Below are 6,565 nucleotides of genomic sequence, written 5' to 3' on the forward strand. Positions count from 1 at the left end.
GTCGGCGTCGCCCTCGGCGTCATCGGCCTCGGCACCTCCGCCGGCGGCTGGCTCCTGACGACCGCCATCCTGGACAAGGCCCACGACCGCAGGGTCCACGAGCGGCTGGACGACCCCCAGTGGGGCGAGGACCCCGAGGACTGGGAGGACGACCCCACCCCCACCCCCTCCGTCCCGCGCTTCTCCGTGCCGCCCAAGGCCCCCTCCCAGGGTCCCGGCTTCAGCACGCCCGTCCCCTTCGGGCAGACGGTGACCTACCCGGACGGCCTCAAGGTGACCCTGGCGCCGCCGCGCAAGTACGTCAGCAAGGCCGAGTGGATGGACGTGGGCAACGCGCTGGAGGTGTCCTTCACCATCACCAACAACACCGACAAGCCCCACAACGTCATCTACGCCATGCCCGCGGTGAAGGACGACAAGGGCGGCTCCGCCAAGCTCGTCTTCGACGGTGAGACCCCGAAGCGGATCGAGGGCGTGATCAAGCCCGGCCAGTCCGCGACCGGTGTCGCCGCCTTCGAGGTCCCCGCGGGGACGAAGAGCATCAGCGCCGAGCTCTCCCCCGGGATCCTGCTGCCGGCGGCCAAGTTCAGCGGCCCCGTCGGATAGGGCGGGACGGCGGAACGGCACGGGTCCAGGACATCGCGTCAGAAAGACGATTAGACTGGGCCCGTGCCTCAACTTCGCCTCGCGCTGAATCAGATCGACTCGCACGTCGGCGACATCGCCGCCAACGCCGACTCGGTCGTGCACTGGACCCGGCACTCCGCCGAGCAGGGAGCCCACCTCGTGGCGTTCCCCGAGATGATGCTGACCGGGTACCCCGTCGAGGACCTCGCCCTGCGCGGCTCCTTCGTCGAGGCCTCCCGCACCGCGCTGGCCGCTCTGGCCCGGCGCCTCGCGGAGGAGGGCCTGGGCGGTCTTCCCGTCCTCGTCGGCTACCTCGACCGCTCCGAGCGGTCCACCGACCGGCTCGGCCGGCCCGCCGGGTCCCCGGAGAACGCGGCCGCCGTGCTGTACCGCGGCGAGGTCGTCCTGCGCTTCGCCAAGCACCACCTCCCCAACTACGGGGTCTTCGACGAGTTCCGGTACTTCGTGCCCGGCGACACCCAGCCGGTGATCCGGGTGCGCGGTGTCGACGTGGCCCTCGCCATCTGCGAGGACCTCTGGCAGGAGGGCGGCCGCGTCCCGGCCACCCGCTCCGCCGGGGCCGGGCTGCTGATCTCCGTCAACGCCTCCCCGTACGAGCGCAACAAGGACGACGTACGCCTGGAACTGGTCCGCAAGCGGGCCCAGGAGGCCGGCTGCACGCTGGCCTACCTGGCGATGATCGGCGGCCAGGACGACCTGGTCTTCGACGGGGACTCGATCGTGGTGGACGCCACCGGGGAGGTCATCGTCCGGGCCCCGCAGTTCTCCGAGGGCTGCGTGCTGGTGGACCTGGAGCTGCCGGCCGCCCGGCCCGACGCCCCCGAGGGGGTCGTGGACGACGGACTGCGCATCGACCGCGTCGTCCTGTCCGAGGAGCCGGTGGAGCCGTACGAGCCGGTGGTCAGCGGCGGCTACGCCGAGCGCCTGGACGACGACGAGGAGGTCTACGACGCGCTGGTCGTGGGCCTGCGCGCGTACGTGCGGAAGAACGGGTTCCGCTCGGTCCTGATCGGGCTCTCCGGCGGCATCGACTCCGCCCTCGTCGCCGCCCTCGCCTGCGACGCGATCGGCGCGCAGAACGTCTACGGCGTGTCGATGCCCTCGAAGTACTCCTCGGAGCACTCCAAGGACGACGCCGCCGACCTGGCCGCGCGGACCGGCCTGAACTTCCGGACCGTCTCGATCGAGCCGATGTTCGACGCCTACACGGGCGCGCTGGAGCTGACCGGCCTGGCCGAGGAGAACCTCCAGTCCCGGCTGCGCGGCACGCTGCTGATGGCGCTGTCCAACCAGGAGGGCCACATCGTGCTGGCCCCGGGCAACAAGTCGGAGCTGGCCGTGGGCTACTCCACCCTCTACGGGGACTCCGTGGGCGCGTACGGGCCGATCAAGGACGTGTACAAGACGGACATCTTCCGGCTCGCCCGGTACCGCAACCGGGCCGCGGCCGAGCGCGGCGAGACCCCGCCGATCCCGGAGAACTCGATCGTGAAGCCGCCGAGCGCCGAGCTGCGCCCCGGTCAGGTGGACACGGACTCGCTGCCGGACTACCCGGTGCTGGACGCGATCCTGGAGCTGTACGTGGACCGCGACCAGGGGCTGGAGGCGATCGTGGCGGCCGGCTTCGACCGCGCCCTGGTGGCGAGGACCATCCGGATGGTCGACACGGCCGAGTACAAGCGGCGCCAGTACCCGCCGGGCACGAAGATCTCCGCGAAGGGCTTCGGGAAGGACCGCCGCCTGCCGATCACCAACGGCTGGCGCGAGCACCCGTGAGGAGGCCCCGCCGCACTCGCCGTGCGGCGGGGCCCCTTCCCGTGGGTCCGGGAAGGATGTCGGTGGAGAACGCCGCGGAGGACCGCCGCGCTACTTGCGGACCGTGAGCCGGGCCGCGACCGGGAGGTGGTCGCTGCCCGTGCGCGGCAAGGTCCAGGACGCCTCCGGCTTCACCCCGCGGACCATGATCTGGTCGATGCGGGCCATCGGGAACTGGGCGGGCCAGCTGAAGCCGAAGCCGTTGCCGGCGGCGCCCTGGGTGGAGCGCATCTGCGAGGTGACCTCGGACAGGGAGCGGTCGTTCATCGTGCCGTTGAGGTCGCCGAGCAGGACGACGTTCTTCAGCGGTTCGGCGGCCAGGGCAGCGCCCAGCGCGTCGGCGCTGTTGTCGCGCTGGTTGGCGGTGAAGCCGGCATTGAGCTTGACGCGGACCGACGGCAGGTGGGCGATGTAGACGCCGAGCTCGCCGAAGGGGCCGGCGACGGTGGTGCGCATGGCCCGGGTCCAGCCGAGCCGGATGTCCACGGGCTTGCTGGAGGTCAGCGGGTACTTGCTCCACACGCCGACGGTGCCCTCGACCGCGTGGTACTTGTACGTCCCCGCGAGGGCTTCCTCGTAGATCGGGACGGCGCCGGCCTTGAGCTCGGTGAGGGCCAGGACGTCGGCCCCGGACTTGGCGACCGACCGGGCCGTGCCGCGCGGGTCGGGGTTGTCGGCGTCGACGTTGTGGGTGGCGACCATCAGGTTGCCGCCGCCGCCCGACTTGTCGGTGACCAGACCACCGAAGAGGTTCACCCAGACCGCGGCCGTCAGCAGTATCGCGATCAGGGCCGTGGCAGACCTGCGGGCCACCGCGATGGCCAGCAGGACCGGGACGAACACGCCCAGCCAGGGCAGGAAGGTCTCGGTGAGGCTGCCGAGGTTGCCGACGTCGTTGGGCAGTTCGGCGTGGAAGACCATGATCCCGGAGATCAGCAGGGCGAAGGCGGCGGTGACGATGCCGCGCTTCCAGATGCCGGGATCGCGGCGCAGTTCCGCGAGTCTGCGCAGCAGTGCGGCCCATCGGCGTCGCAGACCGGATCCGGAGGGCCCGGGCTCGGAGCCGCCGTTCCCCGTCTCCGTCAGGTACGCCTGTGCCATGCCATGTCCTCGCTGCCGTGCTCGCGCTCCGTCCCCGCACCTTGACCCTAGGCGATGTCGGGAGCCTTCCGTGCCGTCCTTCGCGGCCGTACGACCGGGAGGACGAACGGCCGTACGGGCGGGGTTCCGCTTGTCACGAAACGCGCACATTGGCTCCTGCGCGCCTGGAGCCGGGCCAGGAGTGTGACGGACCGGTCACCACGCCGCCGCTGCGCCACTTCCGTCCACGGCCGCGGGAGTGCCACCATGGTGGGTGAGTCCGGGGACGCCGTGAGGGCGCCTCGAGATGACACAAGGAGCAGTTGCAATGACGCATGCCGTTTCGCCTGCCCGCGAAGCCGCCTCCCCCACCCTGTACGGAGGCACGGGCACCCGGCGGATCACCGTCCGCGACCTCACCCTCGCCAAGGAGCGCGGCGAGAAGTGGCCCATGCTCACCGCCTACGACGCCATGACGGCGTCCGTGTTCGACGAGGCCGGCATCCCGGTGATCCTCGTCGGCGACTCGATGGGCAACTGTCACCTCGGCTACGAGACCACCGTCCCCGTGACGATGGACGAGATGACGCTGCTGTCGGCGGCCGTCGTACGGGGCACCAGCCGCGCCCTGGTCGTCGGAGACCTGCCGTTCGGCTCGTACCAGGAAGGCGCCGTGCAGGCGCTGCGCAGCGCGACGCGGCTGGTGAAGGAGGCCGGGGTCCACGCGGTCAAGCTGGAGGGCGGCGAGCGCTCGCTGCACCAGACCGAGCTGATCGTGCAGTCCGGCATCCCGGTCATGTCCCACCTGGGCCTGACCCCGCAGTCCGTGAACGCGATGGGCTACCGGGTGCAGGGCCGCGGCGACGAGGCCGCGCACCAGCTGCTGCGCGACGCGAAGGCGGCGCAGGACGCGGGCGCCTTCGCGGTGGTCCTGGAGCTGGTCCCCGCCGAGCTGGCCGCGGAGGTCACCCGGTCCCTGCACATCCCGACCGTCGGCATCGGGGCGGGCGCGGAGTGCGACGCGCAGGTGCTGGTGTGGACCGACATGATGGGCCTGACCGGCGGGAAGATGCCGCGGTTCGTGAAGCAGTACGCGAACCTGCGGGCGACCATGGGTGACGCGGCGAAGGCCTTCGCCGAGGACGTGGTCGGCGGATCGTTCCCGCAGCCGGAGCACGCCTTCCACTAGTACCCGCAGGCTCCGACAGGCAGTACCGGCAGCCCGCCGACAGCCCCTTCCGGGCCGTCGGCGGGCTGTCGGCCGCATGTCGGCCGCCTGTCAGGGCTTTGTCGGTGGCGGCTGGTCCCATGGTGGACATGACGCGAAACGACAAGAATCCCCACGCCGTCGAAGTGCGGGGGCTGGTGAAGCACTACGGCGACACGAAGGCCCTGGACGGGGTCGACCTCTTCGTCCGCGAGGGCACCGTGCTCGGTGTCCTCGGTCCGAACGGCGCGGGCAAGACCACCCTGGTCCGCTGCCTGTCCACCCTGATCGTGCCCGATGCCGGCACGGCGACGGTCGCGGGCTACGACGTGGTCCGCCAGCCGCGGCAGCTGCGCCGCACCATAGGCCTGACCGGCCAGTACGCCTCGGTCGACGAGAAGCTCTCCGGCTGGGAGAACCTCTACATGATCGGCCGGCTGCTGGACCTGTCCCGCAGCGAGGCCCGGTCCCGGGCCGACGAGCTGCTGGAGCGGTTCTCCCTCACCGAGGCCGCGAAGAAGGCCGCCATGCACTACTCCGGCGGTATGCGCCGCCGGCTCGACCTGGCCGCCTCGATGATCGGCCGCCCGGCCGTCCTCTACCTGGACGAGCCGACGACCGGTCTGGACCCCCGCACCCGCAACGAGGTGTGGGACGAGGTGCAGCGGATGGTCGCCGAGGGGGCCACCGTCCTGCTCACCACCCAGTACATGGAGGAGGCCGAGCAGCTGGCGAGCGAGCTGACGGTCATCGACCGCGGCAAGGTCATCGCCAACGGCAAGGTCGACGAGCTGAAGGCGCGCGTCGGCGGCCGGACCCTGCGGATCCGCCCGGTGGCCTCCGCCGACCTGCCGGACATGGCCCGCGCCCTGTCCGAGACCGGTCTGGACGGGGTGGCCGGCGCCCAGGCCGTGCCGGACGAGGGCGTGCTCCTCGTCCCGATCCTCAGCGACGAGCAGCTGACCGCCGTCGTCGGCCTGCTGGCCGGCCGGGGCTACGCGATCGCCGACCTCGGCACCTACCTGCCCAGCCTGGACGAGGTGTTCCTGTCCATCACCGGACAGCGGCCCACCCCGTCCGAGGACTCCGTTCCCACCGAGAAGACCGAGGAGGTCGCGGCATGAGCACCGTCACCACCACCAAGCCCGCGGCCCCCCGGACCGCCGCGGCGGCCCCGGCCGAGGACGGCCGGATCGGCCTGCGCGGCAACCTGCGCCACATCGGCGCCCTGGTGCGCCGCAACGCGCTGCAGATCAAGCAGGACCCGGAGTCGATGTTCGACGCCGTGTTCATGCCGATCATCTTCACGCTGCTGTTCGTGTTCGTCTTCGGCGGCGCGATCTCGGGCAAGGGCAACCAGGAGCAGTACGTCAACTACGTGGTCCCGGGCCTCATGGCGATGATGGGCATGAACATCGCCATGGGTGTCGGCACCGGCGTGAACGACGACTTCAAGAAGGGTGTGATGGACCGGTTCCGGTCCATGCCGATCGCCCGGTCCTCGGTGCTCATCGCCAAGATCGTGGTCGAGCTCGGCCGGATGATGGTCGCCATCGCGATCCTGCTGGCCGTGGGCTTCATGCTGGGCCTGTCCGTCCATTCGGTGGTGGACCTGCTCCTGGCCATCGGGCTGTCGGCCGTCTTCGGCGCCTCCCTGATGTGGATCTTCATCCTGCTGGGCCTGACCATGAAGACCGCGCAGGCCGTCCAGGGCATGGCGATGCTGGTCCTGATGCCGCTGCAGTTCGGCAGCTCGATCTTCGCCAAGCCGACGACCATGCCGGGCTGGCTCCAGGCCTTCACCGACTACAACCC

6 protein-coding genes are annotated in these 6,565 nt (G+C 71.0%); 5 read left to right on the plus strand and 1 reads right to left on the minus strand.

The window, feature by feature from the left end:
• Both VR44_RS41015 and VR44_RS08400 read left to right on the plus strand, forming a co-directional pair.
• Positions 1 to 606 (plus strand): DUF4352 domain-containing protein (locus tag VR44_RS41015; RefSeq protein ID WP_157880256.1); only part of this gene is annotated, 606 nt, incomplete at its 5' end.
• Positions 607 to 669: 63 nt separating this feature from the next.
• Positions 670 to 2,424, plus strand: a complete 1,755-nt coding sequence (locus VR44_RS08400; RefSeq protein ID WP_045946763.1) for an NAD+ synthase — start codon at positions 670 to 672, stop codon at positions 2,422 to 2,424.
• A 90-nt stretch (positions 2,425 to 2,514) separates the two neighbouring features.
• On the opposite strand, the gene VR44_RS08405 is transcribed toward VR44_RS08400, so the two are convergent.
• Positions 2,515 to 3,564 (minus strand): endonuclease/exonuclease/phosphatase family protein, encoded by a 1,050-nt coding sequence (locus VR44_RS08405; RefSeq protein ID WP_045946764.1) that lies wholly within the window; start codon positions 3,562 to 3,564, stop codon positions 2,515 to 2,517.
• A 307-nt stretch (positions 3,565 to 3,871) separates the two neighbouring features.
• Here VR44_RS08405 and panB point away from each other — a divergent pair, with 307 nt between their 5' ends.
• The 3 genes from panB to VR44_RS08420 all read left to right on the plus strand — a co-directional run.
• Positions 3,872 to 4,732 (plus strand): 3-methyl-2-oxobutanoate hydroxymethyltransferase, encoded by an 861-nt coding sequence (gene panB / locus VR44_RS08410; RefSeq protein WP_045946765.1) that lies wholly within the window; start codon positions 3,872 to 3,874, stop codon positions 4,730 to 4,732.
• A 119-nt stretch (positions 4,733 to 4,851) separates the two neighbouring features.
• Positions 4,852 to 5,874: an ATP-binding cassette domain-containing protein gene (locus VR44_RS08415; RefSeq protein WP_211275038.1), complete on the plus strand. Its 1,023-nt coding sequence runs from the start codon at positions 4,852 to 4,854 to the stop codon at positions 5,872 to 5,874.
• Positions 5,871 to 6,565: ABC transporter permease (locus VR44_RS08420; protein WP_045946766.1), on the plus strand; the 695-nt coding region annotated here is incomplete at its 3' end. The genes VR44_RS08415 and VR44_RS08420, both read left to right, overlap by 4 nt.

This window comes from Streptomyces katrae (assembly GCF_000966975.1).
GTDB classification, from domain to species: Bacteria; Actinomycetota; Actinomycetes; order Streptomycetales; family Streptomycetaceae; genus Streptomyces; species Streptomyces katrae.

Excerpts from the sequence above, each read along its gene's own strand:
- panB (WP_045946765.1), top strand. The coding sequence starts at position 3,872 with ATGACGCATGCCGTTTCGCCTGCCCGCGAAGCCGCCTCCCCCACCCTG.
- VR44_RS08405 (WP_045946764.1), bottom strand. The coding sequence starts at position 3,564 with ATGGCACAGGCGTACCTGACGGAGACGGGGAACGGCGGCTCCGAGCCC.
- VR44_RS08415 (WP_211275038.1), top strand. The coding sequence starts at position 4,852 with ATGGTGGACATGACGCGAAACGACAAGAATCCCCACGCCGTCGAAGTG.